The sequence below is a fragment of the Streptomyces sp. NPDC054757 genome, from assembly GCF_053612185.1.
Genome location: NZ_JBSHBW010000015.1, coordinates 1 through 19,670 on the forward strand (window position 1 = coordinate 1; position 19,670 = coordinate 19,670).

The 19,670-nt window shown below is 70.9% G+C and carries 15 protein-coding genes; 10 read left to right on the forward strand and 5 right to left on the reverse strand.

Features of this window, described 5'->3' with window-relative positions:
* Nucleotides 1-29: 29 nt before the first annotated feature.
* The 4 genes from ACWGKJ_RS18840 (at nucleotide 30) to ACWGKJ_RS18855 (ending at nucleotide 5,072) form a co-directional block, all read left to right on the forward strand.
* Nucleotides 30-1,439, forward strand: a complete 1,410-nt coding sequence (locus tag ACWGKJ_RS18840) for a purine-cytosine permease family protein (protein ID WP_453315775.1) — start codon at nucleotides 30-32, stop codon at nucleotides 1,437-1,439.
* A gap of 153 nt (nucleotides 1,440-1,592) precedes the next feature.
* Nucleotides 1,593-3,251 (forward strand): amidohydrolase, encoded by a 1,659-nt coding sequence (locus ACWGKJ_RS18845; protein WP_385033532.1) that lies wholly within the window; start codon nucleotides 1,593-1,595, stop codon nucleotides 3,249-3,251.
* Between the two features lie 170 nt (nucleotides 3,252-3,421).
* Nucleotides 3,422-4,459 carry an enoyl-CoA hydratase/isomerase family protein gene (locus ACWGKJ_RS18850; RefSeq protein WP_385033535.1) on the forward strand — a complete coding sequence of 346 codons (1,038 nt, stop codon included), beginning with the start codon at nucleotides 3,422-3,424 and terminating at the stop codon, nucleotides 4,457-4,459.
* A 118-nt stretch (nucleotides 4,460-4,577) separates the two neighbouring features.
* Nucleotides 4,578-5,072: a VanZ family protein gene (locus tag ACWGKJ_RS18855; protein ID WP_385033537.1), complete on the forward strand. Its 495-nt coding sequence runs from the start codon at nucleotides 4,578-4,580 to the stop codon at nucleotides 5,070-5,072.
* A gap of 140 nt (nucleotides 5,073-5,212) precedes the next feature.
* On the opposite strand, the gene ACWGKJ_RS18860 is transcribed toward ACWGKJ_RS18855, so the two are convergent.
* Nucleotides 5,213-6,148 (reverse strand): LysR family transcriptional regulator, encoded by a 936-nt coding sequence (locus tag ACWGKJ_RS18860; RefSeq protein WP_385033540.1) that lies wholly within the window; start codon nucleotides 6,146-6,148, stop codon nucleotides 5,213-5,215.
* Between the two features lie 185 nt (nucleotides 6,149-6,333).
* On the opposite strand from ACWGKJ_RS18860, the gene phnA reads away from it, so the two are divergent.
* The 3 genes from phnA (at nucleotide 6,334) to ACWGKJ_RS18875 (ending at nucleotide 10,393) form a co-directional block, all read left to right on the forward strand.
* Nucleotides 6,334-7,590: a phosphonoacetate hydrolase gene (gene phnA / locus ACWGKJ_RS18865; RefSeq protein WP_385033543.1), complete on the forward strand. Its 1,257-nt coding sequence runs from the start codon at nucleotides 6,334-6,336 to the stop codon at nucleotides 7,588-7,590.
* Nucleotides 7,591-7,740: 150 nt separating this feature from the next.
* On the forward strand, nucleotides 7,741-9,228 hold the full coding sequence (locus ACWGKJ_RS18870; protein ID WP_385033546.1) for an MFS transporter: 1,488 nt from the start codon (nucleotides 7,741-7,743) through the stop codon (nucleotides 9,226-9,228).
* A 31-nt stretch (nucleotides 9,229-9,259) separates the two neighbouring features.
* Entirely contained in the window at nucleotides 9,260-10,393 is a 1,134-nt protein-coding gene (locus ACWGKJ_RS18875) for a TIGR03364 family FAD-dependent oxidoreductase (RefSeq protein WP_453315770.1), read from the forward strand.
* A gap of 93 nt (nucleotides 10,394-10,486) precedes the next feature.
* On the opposite strand, the gene ACWGKJ_RS18880 is transcribed toward ACWGKJ_RS18875, so the two are convergent.
* The 4 genes from ACWGKJ_RS18880 to ACWGKJ_RS18895 form a co-directional block, all read right to left on the reverse strand.
* Nucleotides 10,487-11,965, reverse strand: a complete 1,479-nt coding sequence (locus tag ACWGKJ_RS18880; protein WP_385031566.1) for an aldehyde dehydrogenase family protein — start codon at nucleotides 11,963-11,965, stop codon at nucleotides 10,487-10,489.
* A gap of 189 nt (nucleotides 11,966-12,154) precedes the next feature.
* Entirely contained in the window at nucleotides 12,155-12,643 is a 489-nt protein-coding gene (locus ACWGKJ_RS18885) for an SRPBCC family protein (protein WP_385031569.1), read from the reverse strand.
* A gap of 183 nt (nucleotides 12,644-12,826) precedes the next feature.
* Entirely contained in the window at nucleotides 12,827-14,404 is a 1,578-nt protein-coding gene (locus ACWGKJ_RS18890; RefSeq protein ID WP_385031571.1) for a M81 family metallopeptidase, read from the reverse strand.
* Nucleotides 14,405-14,486: 82 nt separating this feature from the next.
* Nucleotides 14,487-15,632, reverse strand: a complete 1,146-nt coding sequence (locus ACWGKJ_RS18895; RefSeq protein ID WP_385031574.1) for an ROK family transcriptional regulator — start codon at nucleotides 15,630-15,632, stop codon at nucleotides 14,487-14,489.
* 339 nt (nucleotides 15,633-15,971) lie between these two features.
* On the opposite strand from ACWGKJ_RS18895, the gene ACWGKJ_RS18900 reads away from it, so the two are divergent.
* The 3 genes from ACWGKJ_RS18900 to ACWGKJ_RS18910 are packed head-to-tail and all read left to right on the forward strand — an operon-like array spanning nucleotide 15,972 to nucleotide 19,665.
* A complete protein-coding gene (locus ACWGKJ_RS18900; RefSeq protein WP_385031577.1) occupies nucleotides 15,972-17,822 on the forward strand; it encodes a peptide ABC transporter substrate-binding protein in 1,851 nt (616 codons plus the stop codon).
* Nucleotides 17,819-18,769, forward strand: a complete 951-nt coding sequence (locus tag ACWGKJ_RS18905) for an ABC transporter permease (RefSeq protein ID WP_385031581.1) — start codon at nucleotides 17,819-17,821, stop codon at nucleotides 18,767-18,769. Before ACWGKJ_RS18900 ends, ACWGKJ_RS18905 begins: the two co-directional genes overlap by 4 nt.
* Nucleotides 18,766-19,665: an ABC transporter permease gene (locus ACWGKJ_RS18910; RefSeq protein WP_385031584.1), complete on the forward strand. Its 900-nt coding sequence runs from the start codon at nucleotides 18,766-18,768 to the stop codon at nucleotides 19,663-19,665. Before ACWGKJ_RS18905 ends, ACWGKJ_RS18910 begins: the two co-directional genes overlap by 4 nt.
* The last annotated feature ends 5 nt before the right edge of the window (nucleotides 19,666-19,670 follow it).

Sequence of the window (19,670 nt, forward strand, 5' to 3'; positions counted from 1 at the left end):
GCCCGGCGCGTCGACGACCGCACCGCCCGGTGCCGTGCCGCCGGCCGGCGGGGGGGACGGGTGTCAGCAGTGACGAGGTGTTCCAGGTCGAGACGCACGGGATCGACCCGATCCCCGACGAGGACCGGCACGGCAGTGCCAAGGACATCTTCTGGCTCTGGTTCGGCTCCAATCTGACCTTCACCTACGTCATCAACGGCGCTCTCGCCGTCGGCTTCGGACTCTCCTTCTGGCAGGCCACCGCCGCCGTCGTGATCGGCGGGCTGACCTTCTTCGTCATCAGCGCCGCCGGCCTGAGCGGGATACGTACCGGCACCGCGACCCTGGTCATCTCCCGGGCCCCCTTCGGTGTCCTCGGCAACTTCCCGGCCGGACTGCTCAACTGGGTCGTCTCCATCGGCTACACCATCGTCAACACGGTGGTCGGCACCCTGGCACTCGAAGCGCTCTTCGCCGACATCGGATGGCACGGCGGCGACGCCTCCCGGGCGCTCGCGCTGGTGATCACCCTCGCCGTGACCTTCGCGGTCGCCATGTGGGGCCATGCCACGGTGCAGTTCGCCGAGCGGTGGATGGCGTACGTGCTCGCCGCCGGGTTCGGAGTGCTGCTGGTCTTCCTGCTGCCCGGCGCCACGACGGGCGCCGACTCCGGGGGAGCCCCCGGGTTCTCCGGCTGGACGCTCGCCTTCGTCGTGATGCTCGCGGGCCCCTTCTCGTATCTGCCGATGCCCGCCGACTACACCCGATATCTGCCCCGTGAGACCTCGCTGCGCTCCCTCACCTGGACCGGTGCGCTCGGCGGCCTCATCTCATCGGTGGCGCTCGGCGTCGCCGGGGTCGCGGCCGCCACCCAGGCCGATATGACGGACGCCGTGGCCGGGGTGGAGAAGCTGCTGCCCGGCTGGTTCCAGCCGGTCTTCCTGCTGCTCGTGCTCGGCGGTTCGGTCACCAACTCGATCCTCACCCTCTACTCGTCCAGCCTCAACCTCCAGGTGCTCGGCATCCCGTGGAGCCGGGCCAGGGCGATCATCGTCAGCGTCGCCGTGACCGCGCTCGGCTCGCTCGGCGCGCTCTTCCTGGTGGACTTCACCGAGTCGCTGCTGAGCTTCCTCTCCCTGCTGATCATCGTGTTCGCCCCGTGGGGCGGGGTCTTCCTCGCCGACATGCTGATGCGCCGCTGCCGTTACGACACCCGCGCGCTGCACGCGGGGCGCGACGGTGCGTACTGGTACCGCGGCGGCTTCCATGTCCCCGGGATGGCCGCCCTCGTCGCCGGCATGGCCTTCGCCGCGCTGACCTGCGACTCGGAGCTGTGGACCGGGCCGCTGGTCGCCCCGCTCGGCGGCGGCGACCTCACTCTGCTCGGCTCGGTCGTCTCCGGGCTCGTCTACTGGGTCCTGGCCCGTGGCCGGTTGCGCGGGGCCCCCGCCGACAGCTGACCGGCCCGCGTCCGTACGGGCCGGACGACGCCACCCCGTACGGCCGGCACCACGAGCACCATCCCCACCACCGGCGCCGCCGACACCGCCCCCGTCACTCGTACCTCCCGCACCATCCGTACCTCCCGTACTACCCCCAGGAGTCCGTCCCTCATGACCCGCACCGCCGCCCCCGCCGACCTGGTTCTGCGCAACGCCCGTATCCACACCGTCGATCCGCGGCTCCCCGCCGCCGAGGCACTCGCCGTCCGCGGCGGCCGTATCGTCTGGCTCGGCCCCGACGCTGAGGCGGCGGCCTGGACGGGCGAGGGCACCCGGACCGTCGACGGGGCGGGCCGGCTGGTGCTGCCCGGCTTCATCGACGCGCACAACCACGTACGGCTCGGCTCCGACGACGCCTGCGTCCAGCTCGCCGGAGCCCGCACCCTCACCGAGATCCACCACCGCATCACCGCCTGGAGCGCCGAGCACCCCGACGCCGAGTGGATCGAGGCCGAGGCCTTCGACTACTCGGCGATCCCGGACGGCCGGATGCCGAACGCCGCCGACCTCGACCAGGTCACCGGCGACACCCCCGCCTTCGTCCTCAGCTACGACGTCCACACCGCCTGGCTCAACACCGCGGCCCTGCGCCGTCTGGGCGTCACCAGGGAGACGACCTCGCTGCCGTTCGGGCGCGCCGAGACCGACCCGGTCACCGGTGAACCCACCGGATTCATCAAGGACTTCGCGGTGAAGGGGCTCTCCCGTGCGGGACACAGAGCACTGCGCGAACTGGGCGTGCCGTGGGCGGCACCCGACCGGCAGTACGGCCGGCTGGTGAAGAGCCTGGACGACGCGATCGGCTTCGGCATCACCACCGTCGTCGAACCGCAGAACTCCCTGGACGACCTGGAGCTGTTCACCCGCGCCCGCGCCGATGGCCGGCTCCGTTCGCGCCTCGTCGCCGCGCTCTTCCACCCGCGCGGCACCACCGACGCCGACCTGGACGACTTCGCGGCGGCCGCCGCCCGGTTCGACGACGACCGCATGCGGGTCGGCCCGCTCAAGCTCTACATCGACGACGTGGTCGAGCCGCGCACCGCAGCGCTCCTCGAACCGTACGCGGGCTGCGGCAGGCACCGGGGCGACACCTTCTACCCGGCGGAGGAGTTCGCCGGGCTGCTCGCCAAGCTGGACGCCCGGGGCTTCCAGTGCTTCGTGCACGCCACCGGGGACCGGGGCATCCGCACCGTCCTGGACGCCGTCGAGCACGCCGCCGCGGTCAACGGGCGGCGCGACGCCCGCCACCAGGTCGTCCACGTCGAGTGTCTGGACCCGCAGGACACGGCGCGCTTCGCCGAGCTGGGTGTCGTCGCCTGTATGCAGCCGAGGCACTGCGCCCCCGAGATCGCGGGGCCCGGCCAGGACTGGGCGCAGAACATCGGCTCGGACCGCTGGCACAAGGCCTGGCCCATGCGCAGCCTGCACGAGGCGGGTGCCGTGCTGGCCTTCTCCAGCGACTGGAACGTGGCCGAGATGGACCCGCTGATCGGCATCTACACCGCGGTCACCCGCCGTCCGCTCGGTGGCGGCGAGCCCTGGCAGCCGGGCGAGACAGTGGATGTCGAGACGGCGGTGCACGGATACACCATGGGCTCCGCGTACGCCAACTTCCTTGAGGACGAACGTGGTTCGCTGAGCGTCGGCAAGCTGGCAGACTTCACCGTCCTGTCCCGGGACATTCTGCGGATCCGCCCGGAGGACATCCCCGGTACGAAGGCCGAGCTGGTCGTCGTCGGCGGCGAGGTGGTGGCCGGGACCGGGGCCTGAGACCCGGGAGCCGGGGGCCGTGGCTACGGCCCGGCCCCCGGCGGCAGCCGCCCCGGCCGTGTACGGCATCGTGAGGACCGGCAGGGACCTCCGGGTCCACCGGCTCCCGTACCGGAGCGCCGCCGCCGGGCACGCGCTCCACCGGGACAAGGACAGACAGGGGACCCGCGATGAGCGACGACGGAGTGCGGGCGCGCACCGAGGGGCGGATCGGCCTTCTCACCCTCGACCGGCCGAAGGCGCTGAACGCGCTGAACCGGGCGATGGTGAACCGTATCGACAAGGCGCTCACCGCCTGGGAGCAGGACCCCGCCGTGGAGAGCGTCGTGCTCACCGGGGCGGGGGAGCGCGGGCTGTGCGCGGGCGGCGACATCCGGATGATCTACGAGGATGTACGCACAGGGGGGAGCGGAGCGGACGCGTTCTGGCGTGACGAGTACCGGCTGAACGCCCGGATCGCCCGCTACTCCAAGCCGTATGTCGCCCTCATGGACGGCATCGTGATGGGCGGCGGTGTCGGGGTCTCGGGCCACGGGAGCGTCCGGATCGTCACCGAGCGCTCCAGGATCGCGATGCCCGAGACGGCCATCGGGTTCGTCCCCGATGTCGGGGGCACCCATCTACTCGGCAGGGCGCCCGGGGAGCTCGGCACCCACCTCGCGCTGACCGGGGCGGCCGTCGGTGCGGGCGACGCGCTGCTGTGCGGGCTCGCCGACCACTTCGTACCGGCGGAGCAACTCCCGGGCCTGCTAGCGGCGTTGGCCCGGGAGCCGGTGGCCGATGTGCTCCGGGCCCATGCGGCCGGGGCGCCGGGTGCGGAGCTGGCCGGGCAGCGGGAGTGGATCGACCACTGCTATGCGGCCCGCACGGCCGAGGAGATCATCGCCCGCCTGCTCGGCACCGGAGTGCCCGCCGCCAAGGAGACCGCCGAAACCCTGCTGAGCCGGTCGCCCACCGCGCTCAAGGTGACGCTGGCCGCGGTCCGCCGCGCCCGTGAACTCGGCACGCTGGAGCGGGTCCTGGAGCAGGAGTACCGGGTCTCGCGCTCCGCGCTGGCCTGGCCCGACTTCATGGAGGGGATCCGCGCCCAGGTCATCGACAAGGACCGCGAACCCCGCTGGTCCCCGGCGGAACTGGCCGGGGTCACCGATGAGCAGGTCGACGGCTGCTTCACGCACCTCGGCGCCGCGGAGCTCGACCTTTCCTGACGCGGTCCCGGGGCGGGCTCCTGATGCGGCCCTGGGCGGGCCGGACTCATGCACTTCTCATCTACGGCACTCCGTGCACACCTGGCATGACGTGCCAGTGAGGGCATAGGTTCTGCCCATGTCCTCATCGACGCACAGTGCCGTGATGGCGGCGCTCGTCCTGGTCCTTGCCGCTGCCGCGATACCGGCGTACCGGCCGCTCGCACGGAGAACGGGCCGGCCGGCCGCGGTCACACTGGCGGCGCTGCTCGCGGTGGCGCTGTGTCTGGGGATCACGCTGCCCGATCAGATCGTCGGCGGGACGGCCGGGCGGCTCGGGGCGTGCGTGACCGGCGACTCGGTCCGTACGCTCACGGGCGGCGCTGTTCACAACGCGGTCAATGTGGTGCTGTGGGTGCCCCTGGGGCTGCTGGCCACCCTGGCCTCGCGCCGGCCGGTGCTCGTGACGCTCGCGGGGTCGGCGGCCTGGGTGGTGGTCGAGCTGTTGCAGACGCTCGACCCCGTACGGTCCTGCCAGCCGCTCGACTGGGCGAACAACACGCTGGGCGTCGCGGCCGGGGCACTCATCGGGTGGCTGATCGGCCGTGCCCGCGACGCCCGGCAGGCACGCTGAGCCGGTGGCCCGGTGGCCCGGTGGCCCGGTGGCCCGGTGGCCCGGTGGCCCGGTGGCCCGGTGGCCCGGTGGCCCGGTGGCCCGGTGGCCCGGTGGCCCGGCCGTCCGCTGTGCCGCCGAGCCGATGCCCGCTCCGTCTGCTATTCCGCGGAAGCCTCCCGGGGCCAGCTGCCGGTCGTGCGCAGCAGGGCGATGAAAGCCCGCTCGGCCGGGGAGAGCAGCCGGTCGCGTCGGCTCACCAGGCTGATGGGGCGGGAACGCGGCCGCGGGCCCACCGGCACCACCGCCAGGGAACCGGCCCGTACATCGCCGTCGACCGCGTGCTCCGAGATCAGCGTGAGCCCGAGACCGGCGGCCACACACTGCTTGACGGCCTCCGGGCCCCAGATGTCGCCGTGCGACACCTCCGTCAGACCCCACTCGGCCAGCACCTCCTCCTGCAGCTCGCGGGTCTGCGAGCCGGGCTCGCGCAGCAGGAAGCGGCAGCCCGCCAGCTCGGCGGGACCGACCTCACCGGCACCCGCCAGCGGATGCGACGGCGCGGCGACGAGCACCAGCCGCTCGTCCAGTACGTGTTCGACGACGAGCTGAGCCGCGGTGGGCGCCCCCGCGACCACCGCGACGCCGATTCCGCCGCCGACCAGCCGTTCCAGTACCGCCTCGTTGTTGCCCACGAAGATGTCGCACTCGATGCCCGGATGCGCGCTCTGGTACCGGGCGAGGAGCGACGGCAGCAGATAGGTGCCGACCGTCGTGGTGCCGCCGACCAGCAGCCGTCCCGATGCCAGTCCACTGACCTGCTGCACCGCGGCGACAGCCTCGTCGGCGAGCAGGAAGACCCGTTTCCCGTACTCGGCCAGGACCTCGCCCTCGGCCGTGGGCCGGATCCGGGTGCCCGAGCGGTCCACCAGCGTGACCCGCAGGGACTGCTCAAGTCTGCGCACTTGGTTGGAGACGGACGGCTGGCTCATATAGAGCTTCTGCGCCGCCGCCGAGAAGCCGTGGTGCTCGACCACCTGCATGAAGATCCACAATCGGTGGAGGTTGAGTTCCACATGCCTCCTGAGCTGGCTCATCGACTCTCCGCACCCGGCAGCCTAACGGCGGACCGGCCTGGTGGGCAGGGGTGCGGCGACCCCGTCGGAGCTATGGGCCTCATAGCGATTCCGGTGGTTCTCCACCGGTCGCGGCGGGTGCTACCCATGAAAGAGGAGAGCGGCAGCCACCGCTCCGGACTTCGACCTCAGGGGTGGATCCGTACATGAAGGAATCTGTGGCCGAACGGCTCGACGTGAACGGGCGAAGCTACGGCCGGCCCCGCCGGCCGGTCGTCGTGGTCTGCATCGACGGCAGTGAACCCGCCTACCACGAACGGGCCGTGGCGGACGGCCGGATGCCTTTCCTCGAACGCATGCTGGAGCGCGGCAGCGATCTGCGGGCCGACTGCACCATGCCGTCGTTCACCAACCCCAACAACCTCTCCATCGCGACCGGCACACCCCCCTCGGTGCACGGCATTTGCGGCAACTACTTCTACGACACCGAGACCGGTACCGAGGTCATGATGAACGACCCGGCGCTGCTGCGTGTGCCCACCCTCTTCGCTACGTTCTCCGCCGCCGGGGCGAAGGTCGCCGTCATCACCGCCAAGGACAAGCTGCGCAGGCTGCTGGGGCGTGGCCTGGTCGACGGCATGTGCTTCTCGGCCGAGAAGGCCGACCAGGTCACGGAGGAGGAGAACGGCATCGGCAAGGTGCTGGAGCGGGTCGGCATGGAGCTGCCCTCCGTGTACAGCGCCGGGCTCAGCGAACTCGTCATGGCGGCCGGCGCGGACGTACTGGAGCAGGAACGGCCGGACCTCATGTACCTCTCGCTCACCGACTACGTCCAGCACAAGCACGCACCGGGCTCACCCGTCGCCAACGACTTCTACGCCATGCTCGACGGCTACTTCGAGCGGATCGACGCGCTCGGCGCCGTCCTCGTCGTCACCGCCGACCACGGCATGAACGCCAAGAGCGACGGGCGGGGCGACGCCCGGGTGGTGTTCCTCCAGGACGTACTCGACGCACGGCTCGGCGAGGGAACGGCGCGGGTCGTGCTGCCCATCACCGACCCGTACACGGTGCACCACGGCGCGCTCGGCTCGTACGCGACCGTGCATCTGCCCGAAGACACCGACGTGGCACCGCTGGTGGCCGCGCTCGCCCTGCTGGACGGCGTGGACACCGTGCTCACCCGGGCACAGGCCTGCGAGCGCTTCGAGCTGCCGCCCGACCGGATCGGCGACCTCGTCGTCATCGCCGAACGCAACACGGCGCTGGGCACCACCCCGGCCCGGCACGACATCTCCGGCTTCGAGGAACCGCTGCGCTCGCACGGCGGACTGACGGAGCAGCGGGTGCCCTTCCTGGTCAACGCGCCGACCGGGCCGCTGCCCGACGGCCACCGGCTCCGTAACTTCGACGCCTACTGGGTGGGCACCGCACTCGCGGCGGACCGGCCGCTCACCGGCTGACGCCGACCGGTCCGAACGCCCCCTCCGCGACCCCCGCACCACTGACCCGGCCCCGGCGTGCGCTGTCGAGGCGTGCGCCGGGGCCGAGCCATGCCCAGGTACGACTCCGATCCCTCACCCGCACCCCCGCGCCGAGGACAGGACACCGCCATGGCAGACACCCCACCGCAACCACCACCGGTTTCGCGACCGGCACCGGCATCACAGCCGCCCCCGGCCGGCCCACCCGTCACCACCCGTGAGGCACTCGCAGAGGTCTCACCGCTGCTCCGTTCCGCACGGTCCCGCCGCTGGCGCCGGCAGATCTTCGCGATCACCTGGCTCGCGTACGTCGGCTTCTACTTCGTACGGCAGGCGTTCTCCGTCGCCAAGCTGGGCATCCTGGACGACCCCTCCGTGCATACCGTGCTCACCGAGCACGTCCTCGGCGTCATCGACGCGGTCTACCTCGCGGCGTACGCGGCCGGTCAGTTCCTCTGGGGCATGTGGGCCGACCGGTTCGGGCCCCGGGTGGTGGTGATCGGCGGAATGGCCGGTGCCATGGCCGCGGCCTGCGTGATGGGGCTGAGCAGCGCCCTCCTGGTGTTCGGCGGCGCCATGGTGGTCCAGGGGCTCGCCCAGTCGGCGGGGTGGGCGCCGCTCTGCAAGAACATGGGGAACTTCTTCGCCGTGGGGGAGCGCGGCCGGGTGCTCGGCGTATGGAGCACCAACTACGCGTTCGGCGGGCTCGTGGCCCCGCCCTTCCTCGGATGGGTCGCCTACTCCGTGTTCGACAGCTGGCGGGCGGCCTTCCTCTCCGGCGCCGCCACCCTCGCCGTCGTACTCCTGCTGTTCGTGCTCTTCCAGCGGGACTCGCCCCGGGACGTGGGCCTTCCGGAGCCGGCCGGACCTGCGGAACTCACAGAACCCGGGTCGCTCACGGAAGCCACGGAAGCCAAAGAACCCACGGAAGCCGCGGTACCCACAGAACCCGCGGAGACCCCGGAGGCCGTACGGAGTGCCGTGCCCCGGACCGACGGTGTGCCGCGACACTCGGCCATCGGCCTCTACCGCGAAACCCTGCGCGACCGCATGGTGCTCACCCTCGGCCTCTGCTACTTCCTGCTCAAGCCCGCCCGTTACGCCATCCTCCTCTGGGGCCCGGTGATCGTCAGCCACCGGCTCCCGGAGATCGACAAGGTCGGCGCCACCCTCATCCCCATCGCGTTCGGGGTCACGGGCGTCCTCGCCCCGATCCTGGTGGGCTGGGTATCCGACCGGCTCTTCCGGTCCCGGCGGGTGCCCGCGTGCGTCCTCGCCCTGGGCGTACTGACCGCGGCCCTCGCGCTGTTCATGCCGCTCACCGCGGCCGGCAGCGTCGAGGTCATGATCGCCGTGCTCGCGGTGATCGGGCTCGCCGTGTACGCGGCCGACGCGATGATCTCGTGTGTCGCCGCCGTGGACTTCGGCAGCGCCAAGGGCGCCGGAACCGCCGCAGGTCTGGTCAACGGCTGCGGCTCGGTCGGCGCCATCCTCGGCGGTCTGCTCCCCGGGTTCCTCTCCGGGGGCGTGCTGTTCACCGGCTTCGCCGGGGCCGCGCTCCTCGCCGGACTGCTGATGCTCCCGCACTGGAACCGCGTACCGCGCACCACGTCCTGAGCCTCCTGCACACCACGAGAAGGAGACAGCCATGACCGTCAACCGTGCCGACACCGCCGTCGTCGGCGGAGGCATCGTCGGCCTCGCCCACGCGCTCGCCGCCGCCCGCCGGGGGGACCGCGTCGTCCTGTTCGAGCGCGACGACTTCGCCGTCGGCGCCTCCATCCGCAACTTCGGCATGATCTGGTCGGTCGGCCAGCAGCGCGGCGAGGTGTACGAACGAGCCCTGCGTACCCGGGAGATCTGGCTGGAGATCGCCGCCAAGTCCGGCCTCTGGGCCGCGCCGACCGGTTCGCTGCATCTGGCACACCACCCCGACGAGGTCGCAGTCCTGGAGGAGTTCCTCGCGATCACCCCAGCGGCCCGGGAGCGCGGCGTACGGATGATCACCGCGGCCGAGACCCGGGAACGCAGCACCACCGCGCGCACCGACGGGCTGCTCGCCGCGATGTGGAGCCCGACCGAACTCAACGTCGACCCCAGGCTCGCCATCCCGGCGGTCGCCAGGCATCTGGTGACCGAGTACGGCGTCGACATCCGGTTCGGCACGACCGTACGCGGTATCGGTCTGCCGACGGTCTCCACCACCGAGGGCGACTGGCACGCCGACCGGGTCTATGTCTGCAGCGGCAACGACTTCGCGACGCTCTACCCCGAAGTCTTCGCCCGGAGCGGGCTGGTGCGGTGCAAGCTCCAGATGATGCGCACCGGCGCCCAGCCGGCCGGCTGGCAGCTCGGCCCGATGCTCTGCGGCGGGCTGACCCTGCTGCACTACGCGGCCTTCGACGACTGTGAGTCGAAGGCCGCGCTGGCCGCCCGGATGGGTGAGGAACTGCCCTTCCACCGGGAGAACGGCGTCCATGTGCTGCTCTCGCAGACCGCGGACGGCCGGCTGACCATCGGCGACAGCCACGCGTACGCCAACACCCTCCACCCCTTCGAGAGCGAGGAGATCAACCAGGCGGTGGTGGACTATCTGGGCACCTTCGCCCAGCTGCCCAACCCGGCCATCACCGAGCGCTGGAGCGGCTACTACCCGTCTCTGCGGGACGGCCGTACGGAGCTGCTGACCGAGCCCGAACCGGGTGTCACCGTGGTGAACGGTGTCGGCGGCGCCGGGATGACCCTGTCGTTCGGGCTCGCCGAGGAGATCGTCGGAGGCTGACACCGGCCCGTACGGCGGCCCGCACGGCGTGGCCCCTCACCGGAACTCCGGTGAGGGGCAACGCCACTTGGGGACAATTCGTCCGGGGCCCGGTCAGTAGCTGATACAGGCCGAATGCCACTCCGTGTAGAAGTCCCACACCTCGGGGGAGCACTCCGGCGGGCCGTACTGCGACGCCTTGGAACCGACGTGCGGCAGATGCGCGTACGCCCCGACACCCGGACGGTTCACATGGAGCATCCCGGCCTCGAACCGGTCGATCGCCTCGAACGCACGGGACTGCGATGCGGTGAAGACGGTGCCGGACATCCCGTACTTCACCGAGTTCGCCACCGACATCGCCTCGTCGAAGCCGTCCGCGTCGATCACGGCGAGCACCGGCCCGAACACCTCCTCCTGGGCCAGCGAACTGTCCGCCGGCACATCGCGGATGACGGTCGGCTGGACATAGCAGCCATCGGGCAGATCCGCCCGCTGCTCCCGCTCGCCCCCGCACAGCACCTTGCCGCCGTCGTGCCGCGCCCCGGCGACGGCCGCCAGGGCCGCGTCCATCCGTACGGTGTTGACGACCGGGCAGACCCGGGACGCGGGGTCGTCCCCCGGTCCGACCCGCAGACCGGCGACGCGCTCCACCAGCCGGTCCAGGAACTCCTCCCGTACCCGGACGTCCACCACGGCCCGGCTGGTGGCCGAACACCGCTGGCCCGCCTGGCCGAAGGCACCGTTCACCACGGCGTCGACGGCCTTGCCGATGTCGGCGTCGTCGCACACGATCAGGGCGTTCTTGCCGCCGAGTTCGAGCTGGGTACGGAGCAGCCGGTGGGCTCCGCCGCTGTGGATGGCGGTGCCGACCGGCAGCGAGCCGGTGAAACTGATCCCCGCCACTGCCGGGTTGGCGACCAGGGCCTCGCCCGCCGCCGCATCGCCCTGTACCAGATTGAGCACCCCGTCCGGGACCCCCGCCTGCTGGAAGATCTCCACGAGGAGCGCCGAGGTGAGCGGGGTCAGCGGGGACGGCTTGAGCACCGCCGTGCACCCCGACAGGAGCGCGGGCGCCACCTTCCACACCGGGATCGCCAGCGGGAAGTTCCACGGGGACACCAGACCGACCACCCCGATGGGTTTGCGGAAGGTGTACGCGAAGGTGCGCTCCTCCTCGGCGGGCGCGGTGACCCCGCCGAGGAGCCGTGCCTGACCTGCGGTGAAGTCGATGACGGCCCGCGCCCTTGCCACTTCGCCGCGGGCCTCTTCGAGCAGCTTGCCCTGCTCCCGGGTGATGGCCGACGCCACCTCATCGGCCCGCTCACCGAGGATGCGGCTCGCCGCCGTGAGATGTGCGGCGCGGGCGAGCGGACCCTGCGCCCGCCACCCGGGCAGCGCGGTGGCCGCCGCGTCCACCGCGTGGTCCACGTCGACGCCGCCGGACTCGGTGAACTCGCCGATGACATCGGAGAGATCGGCGGGATCGATGTTCTCCCGCAGCTGCCCCGACTCCGCCGGGAGCCACTGCCCGTTGATGAAGTTGAGCCGAAGGTGACCCGGAACCTGATTCCACTGCGCAACGCGTGTCATGCCCTCCCCTTCGCTGGACCTGCCGGCGCCGCCGCCGGTCCTGGCCAGGCTCGCTCAGGGGACGGGCCGTCACAATGCGCGATTGGCGAATACGCGTGATAGCCGCCGCCTATCGGGGACCGGTTGCCACCCGCGCCGCCACGACAGCTGGGCTCTTCCGTGTCCGCGACGCGGAAGGCGGCGGCCAGATCACCCGGAGACGACCGGCCGCCTTCCCTGCTCCACCGTCCGCGCGAGGATGCCGAGCGTCGCGCGCAGCCCGGCCTCGGGGATGACCGGGAAGATGCCCTTCTCGCGGTAGCGCTCCTCGATCCCGCTCCAGTCGTAGTACGAGGTGACGAGCGTCCCCGTGGCGCTCGGGCTGAGCCGGTAGCCGTACAGGTGCCTGATCGGCGGCTGGATCGTCCCGGAGATGGTCCACTCGATCAGAGCGTCCTGCTCGAACCGGGTGATGATGACCGTGACGTCGTACTTGCCCATCGGGAGGTCGTTGAGCGCCTCCCGGTCCATGTGCACGACGAAGGTGTCGCCCGCCTTCCGTACGGGCTCGCCCTCCGCGGACTGGAGCATTCCCGAGCTGTCGATGGCCACCTGGCCCCGCGGGTCGCACAGCAGCGCGAACACCGCCGCCGGGGGTGCGGCGATCTCCCGCTGGACTTCGAAACGTTCTGTTGTCATGCCCGCCACGGTACGGCGCCGCTGCCCGGCGCGGGCGTGGAGGGACAAGGTGCTGCTTCCCGGCGGCGGTGGCGGACGCGATGTCCGGTATGGCCATCCAGGTGCGCCCGGCACGCCGGGACGGGCGGGGTCCAGCAGGACCCGGCCGCCCGGCGGCGCGGGCGCACCGTCGTTCCCGGGCCGTCAGAGCAGTACGGGCTTCAGGTCCGGGCCGCCCTCGTTCTCGTACGCGTCCTCGTCGAAGGGGTACAGCGGGCGCTCCACCCGGTGGTGGCCGAGCCGGACCAGGTCCTGGTCGACGCCACCGGGGGTGAGGGCGAGCAGCCAGTCCGCCGCCATGTCGTGCAGTTCGGGCTCCAGGTAGCCGATCTTCACGACGACCAGGTCGAAGGTGCGCGGGTCGATCCCCAGACCGCCCTGCGCGGGTCCGGTGAAGTCGGCGACCGTGTGGAACGGCTTGCGCTGCCCGGTGACGACGACCGTGAGGCCGCCGACGGTGATCGCCGCCAGGTCGCAGCCTCGGTCGTACGCACCGCCCTCGGCCCGGTCCGCCTTGTCGGCCGCGCGCTGCAGGCCGGTCACCGTGCCGGTGATCTCGTACGGCCCGCCCTGGCTGGTGTCGACCTTGCCGCCGACGCCGAGGGTGACGGTGGCGCCGATCCCTGCCTCGAAGCAGGCGCGGACCGCGGCCGGGTCGGTGATGCCGGGGTGGACGGCGGTCACCCGGCCCGAGGCGATCTCCTCGTTCTCCAGGAGCTTGCCGAGCATGTACGCCAGGTCGCCCGCGCCGCCTGCCGTCGGGTTGTCCCCGGAGTCGCTGATCAGGAACGGCCGGCGGTCGGACGCCACCGCGGCGGCGATGCACTCCTCGGCGGTGCCGGTCGGGCCGACGAACTCGAAGTCGCGGCGCACGTCCCAGTACTGACGGGCCAGTGACTCTGCCTCGGCCGCGGCGAGCTCCGCGTCGTCACCGGTGACCACGATGGCGGCCTTGCAGCGGGGCTCGTCGGCCCAGGCGTACCCCACCCAGATCGCCGCGTCCACGATGCCGGGCTTCGCCTCGATACCGGCGAGACGCCCGTACAGCCCCTTGGCGGGTTCAAGACGGGTGCTGGTCTTCTCGCCGGGCAGCAGGACGGGCACCTGTACCCAGGCGCGGTGCGGGCGGCGGTCGGCCGCGGGCAGCAGCAGTCGCTCGACGAGTTTGCGGGCGGCGCGCTCCCGGGTGTCCCAGGCGTCCTCGTGCGGGGCGAGCCGGTGGGCGGTGAGCAGCTCGATGGGCTCGGCGAAGCGGCGCGATACGTTTCCGTGCAGGTCCATCGCCGCGGACATCATCGGCCGTCCCGACGCCGGGTCCTCCGGGGTGCCCACGGCGTTCAGCGCGGCGCGCACGGCCTCGGTGAGGTCTCCCTCCGCGTCGGTGAGGCCGATGACGCTCATCGCGCCGTGCAGGTCGTAGACCATGCCGTCGAGGGGGCCGGCCGACCGGATCCGGGTGACCAGTTCGTCCTTGAGCAGCAGATACGACGCGGCCTCGACGGGACCGCCGGGCAGCGCGGTGGCGTGCAGCAGCGGGACCCACTCGACGAGCGCGTCGAGGTCCGAGCCCGGCTGCGTCCAGGTGTAGCGGTCGAGGAGTTCCTGACCGCGGGTCTGGCGGAAGTCGTCGGCGGTGGAGCGGTGCGGGCAGAAGGTGGACGACTCGATGCCGATGCCGCCGATGGCGATGCGCAGACGGCGGGCGGGGGTGGCGGTGGTCATGTGGCGCTGCTCTCCGGGTTGCGGGTGGGGTGGTGGGAGGGGGACCGGCCGGGCGGCGGGCGGGGCGCGGCCGGGGGCACGGTCAGACCGCCTCGGCGTGCGGCACGGCGTCGCGCAGGGCGGTGATCCCCGCGCCCAGCAGGCCCGCGTCGCGGCTCGAGACGGTGGTGGTGATTTCGAGGCCGGCCGTGGCCATGGGCAGACAGCGCTCGTACAGGACCCCCCGGACGGCTGCCACCAGGGGCTCCGCCGACGCCAGTGCGCCGCCGAGTACCACAGCCTGCGGGTTGAAGAAGTTGACGACGACGCTCAGGACGGTCCCGATGTGCCGGCCCGCCGCCCGGACCAGGGTGGTCGCCTTCGGGTCCCCGTCGGTGACCAGCCGCAGCAGCTCCGCCGTGCCGGCCACCGGGGTGCCCCCGGCGGCGAGCTCGCGCAGTACGGCCGCGCCGCTGGCGACCGTCTCCAGGCAGCCGATGTTCCCGCAGCTGCACGGCCGGTCCTCCGCCGCGTCGACCCGGACATGGCTGATGTCGCCCGCGCAGCCGTTGGCCCCGCGGTGCGGGCGGCCCGCCGAGATCACTCCGCAGCCGATGCCGCGGCCCGCCTTGACGACCACGAGGTGCTGGAGGTCGGGGCGGGCCGACTGGTGCTCGCCCACGGCCATCAGCGTCGCGTCGTTGTCCACGACGACAGGCAGTCCGAGCCGGTCGGCGAGGACGTCACGGAGCGGGAAGTTGTGCCAGCCGGGCATCCGGGAGGGGGTGAGCACCCGGCCGGCCGGGACGTCGACCGGGCCGGGGAAGGCGATGCCGACGCTCCGTACGGTCCGGCCCGCCGCGCGCTGGCGGTCGGCGAGCGCGGTCAGCTGCTCCACCAGCCAGTCGGCGGCCTGGTCGGGACCGTCGGTGAGGTCATGGCTGTGGTCGGCGGCGTCGCGAATGGTGCCGTCCGCCGATACCGCGGCCAGTCTGCCGTGGTGCGAGCCGAGGTCGGCGGTCAGGGCCACACCGCCCTGCTGCGGGATGCGCAGCAGCCTGGGGCGCCGGCCGCCGCGGGACGCGCCCTCACCCGACTCGGTGAGGAGCCCGGCCGCCACCAGCTCCTGCACGCGGAGCGAGACGGTGGATGCGGCGAGCCCCAACTCCCTGACCAGATCGGCCCGTGAGGAGGCGGCGCCGGACGTGACCATGCGCAGAATCTGCTGGTTCGATGCGCTGTCCGTCATGGGGCTCCCCGATTTTTCTGGCTGATTGAAGCTACTTCTGGGCCGAGTTGCTTCTCAGTTGCTTCGGACTTGTTTCGGTCTTACTTCGGATTTTCAAAGCAAGTCCATGCTGTCTCGATGAAAGTTAGCGATCCCGGAGCACCTTTCGCCAGGGGTGGCGGGAAAGTTTCGGTGAATTGGCATCGCAATATGGGACATAAGGGATCAAAAACCTAAGCAAGGCTGCCCTAAGTCGTATATCTACCCTTGACTTAGTTTCGAAGGCCGTCCTAACTTTCAGACATTCTCCAGCCGATGTTCACATCGGCTCGCCTGCTGGAACCCGATGGAGGCCCACCCATGCGCCCAAGGCGCTCATCCGCGCGGCGTCGCGCGCTCGCCGCAGCGGTCACCGGGGCGGCGCTCGTCGTGGCCCTCACGGCCTGCTCGCAGGACGGCGGCAAGATCGACATGGGGCCCACCGGCGGTACACCCGTCAAGGGCGGCACCGCCACGATGGCCCTGCCGCCCGCCGCGACCCCCAACTGGATCTTCCCCATCGGGGCCCCGGGATACGGCGCCACGTACAACTTCGCCATCCAGTCGCTGCTCTTCATGCCGGTCTACGACGCGGTGAAGAAGGACGGCGCGCTCACCACCACCGGCCCCAACACCCTGGGCACGAAGCCCGTCTACAGCGACGGCAACAGGACTGTCACCGTGCCGCTCCGCAAGGACATCACCTGGTCCGACGGCAAGCCGGTGACAGCGCGCGACATCGAGTTCTGGTTCAACCTCGTCAAGGCCAACAAGGCCGAGTGGGGCAGCTACTCGGTCGGCACCATGCCGGACAACGTCAAGAGCTTCGAGACCGTCGACGCCCACACGGTCCGGCTGCACCTCAACCGCTCGTACAACCCCGACTGGTTCACCGCCAACCAGCTCACCCTGATGCGCGCCATTCCACAGGCCGCCTGGGACGCGGAGAAGGACGGCGGCCCCATCGGCGACTGGGACCGCAAGACCGCCGGAGCCAAGGCGGTCTTCGCCCGGCTGACCACCCACTCCAAGAGCCTCGGCGCCTACTCCAGGGACCCGCTCTGGAAGACCGTCAACGGGCCCTGGAAGATAGCCGAATGGCAGAACACCGGCCAGGTCACCCTCGTACGCAACCCGAAGTACACCGGTAACAACAAGGCGCATCTGGACAAGGTCGTCCTCAAGCCCTTCACCACCGCCGACTCCGAGTTCAACGTGCTGCGCTCCGGCGGCGTCGACTACGGCTACATACCCCCGTCGGTGCTCGCCCAGAAGAAGAAGTTCGAGAGCCGCGGCTACCGCGTCGACCCGTGGGAGGGCTGGGCGGCCACCTACATCGTCTACAACTTCAACTCCTCACACGGCGGGGCGGCCATGCGCCAGCTCTACATCCGCCAGGCGATGCAGCACCTCGTCGACCAGAAGTCGATGAGCAAGGTCATCTGGCAGGGCAGCGCCGACCCCACGCTCGGCCCGGTCCCGGTCACCCCGAAGACGCAGTACACCACCCCGGAGATGCAGAAGAACCAGTACCCGTACTCGGTGAAGGCGGCCCGTACGCTCCTCACCGACCACGGGTGGGCCGTCCGCGACGGCCAGGCCCGCTGCACCCGCCCCGGCACCGGCGCCGACCAGTGCGGAGCCGGCATCGCGAAGAACGCCCCGCTCAACCTGACGCTGCTCTCGCAGTCGGGCTCCACCGAGTCCACCAACATGATGCAGGAGCTGAAGTCCTCGCTGAGCAAGGCCGGCATCGACCTCAAGGTCCGCCAGCAGCCGCTCAACTCGGTACTCGGCAACTCCGTACCCTGCAAGGCGGGACAGCCGGGCTGCGACTGGGACATGTCGTTCTTCGGCACGGCAGGCAGCTGGTACTACCCGCTCAACCCCAGCGGCGAACAGCTCTTCTCGACCGGCGCATCAGCCAACTTCGGCAACTACTCGGACCCGAAGGCCGACAAGCTGATCCGCGCCGTCCAGTACTCCAGCGACCCGAACGCCGTTCACGCGTACGGCATGTACCTCTCCCAGCAGCTCCCCGTGATGTGGATGCCGAACCCCGCCTACCAGGTGTCGGTGATCCGCAACGACCTCCGGGGTGTCGACCAGAACCCGACCGTGACCCTCGCCCCGCAGGACTGGTACTACGTCAAGAAGGGGGCCGACCAGTGACCGGCTTTCTCCTCAAGCGCCTCCTCCAGGCGGTGGTCGTTCTCTTCCTGGTGTCGGTCATCGTCTTCGTCCTTCTGCACATGCTCCCCGGCGGACCGGCCCGCGCCATCCTCGGACCCAAGGGCACACCGCAGCAGATCGAGCACTTCAACCACGCCCAGGGGTACGACCGTTCGCTGCCCTTCCAGTACTTCGAGTACCTGAAGCGGCTGCTCACCGGTGACCTGGGAGTGTCGTACAAGCTCAACCAGCCCGTCTCCGACCTGCTCATGCAGCGGCTCCCCAAGACCCTGCTGCTGACGGCGCTCTCCACGGTCCTCGCGGTGATCATCGCGATCCCGCTCGGACTGCTCCAGGCCGTCCGCCGCGGGAAGATCACCGACTACCTGCTGACCGGGGCCGCCTTCCTCGCCTACGCGACGCCGGTCTTCTTCCTCGGACTGATCCTGATCATCGTCTTCTGCCAGACGATCCCGGTCTTCCCCTCGGAGGCACCGCAGGGCGAGTCCCTGGCCAGTATCTTCAGCGGCTTCTCCGGCATGGTGCTGCCCATCGTCACCATGGCGCTCGGCGTCATCGCGATGTTCAGCCGCTACATGCGCTCCGCCACGCTCGACAACCTCACCGAGGAGTACGTCCGTACGGCGATGGCCAAGGGCCAGTCCAGCCGCCGGATCCTCGCCAAGCACGTGATGCGCAACGCGCTCATCCCGCTCGCCACCCTCCTCGGCCTCTATCTGCCGACCCTGTTCAGCGGCGCGCTGGTCGTCGAGGCGATGTTCAACTACCCCGGTATGGGCCTGCTCTTCTGGAACGCCGCACAGGGCTCCGACTTCCCCGTACTGCTCGGAGTGACGCTGGTCGTGGGCGTCGCCACCGTGGTCGGATCGCTGCTCACCGACATCGTCTACGCCGTCCTCGACCCCCGGATCCGGAGCGTCTCATGAGCACCGCAGTCATAGCCCCCGGGCACGAGGACGCCGACCTCGCCACGCCTTCGCTGGCCCGCCGTACGCTGCAGGTCTTCACCGGCAACAAGCTCGCCCTCACCGGCGTGATCGTGCTCGTGCTGCTCTTCGCGTTCTGCTACATCGGCCCGCTGGTCCACTCCACCGACCAGGTCCACACCGACCTGGCACAGGCCAACCTGGCACCCGGCAGCCCCGGACACATCCTGGGCACCACCGACCTCGGCTACGACCTGCTCGGCCGGCTGATGCTGGCCGGCCAGTCCTCGCTGGAGGTCGGCCTCGCCGCCGGGCTGCTCGCCACTCTCTTCGGCACGCTCTGGGGCGCGGTCTCCGGGTACTTCGGCGGCTGGACCGACGCCGTGATGATGCGTGTCACGGACGCCGCGCTCGCCATCCCGGCGATGTTCCTGCTGGTGGTGGTCGCCGCGATCATCACGCCCAGCAAGAGCGTGCTCATCGTGATCATCGCGGCGGTGGCCTGGCTCTCCCCGGCCCGTCTGGTCCGCGGTGAGGCGCTCTCGCTGCGCGACCGCGAGTACGTCCAGGCGATGCGGATGATGGGCGGCGGCGGAGCCCGCGCCGTGTTCCGGCACATCGTGCCCAACGCCATCGGCACTGTCATCGTCAACTGCACTTTCCAGATCGCCGACGCCATCCTCTACGTCAGCTATCTGGCGTTCCTCGGCCTCAGCATCCCGCCGCCCGCCACCGACTGGGGGTCGATGCTCTCCTCGGGCATCACCTACACCCAGAACGGCTACTGGTGGCTGATCTTCCCGCCGGGCATCGCCATCGTGCTCGTCGTCGGCGCGTTCAACTTCGTGGGCGACGGCCTCCGGGACGCCTTCGAAGTACGGCTCCAGAAGAAGTAGCCACA